Origin of the sequence: Paenibacillus sp. EKM206P (assembly GCF_011066155.1) — a bacterium.
Taxonomy (GTDB): Bacteria; Bacillota; Bacilli; order Paenibacillales; family Paenibacillaceae; genus Paenibacillus; species Paenibacillus polymyxa_D.
Window position 1 is genome coordinate 1 of sequence record NZ_JAAMNQ010000151.1, and the last position, 204, is coordinate 204.

General features: G+C 50.5%; 1 tRNA gene. It reads right to left on the reverse strand.

Annotated features, from left to right (window positions below):
• Window positions 1–2: 2 nt before the first annotated feature.
• Window positions 3–74, reverse strand: a tRNA-Gln gene (locus G9G53_RS26175).
• Between the last annotated feature and the right edge of the window lie 130 nt (window positions 75–204).

The following is a 204-nucleotide window of genomic DNA, read 5'->3' on the forward strand; positions in this document are numbered from 1 at the left end:
GGCTGGGGATATAGGATTTGAACCTATGCATGACGGAGTCAAAGTCCGTTGCCTTACCGCTTGGCTAATCCCCAATATGCATATGATTCACAATTCCCCAAGAATTCATCCAGGTAAGAGGATGAAAAATGGTGGAGGCTGAGGGGATCGAACCCCCGACCCTCTGCTTGTAAGGCAGATGCTCTCCCAGCTGAGCTAAGCCTC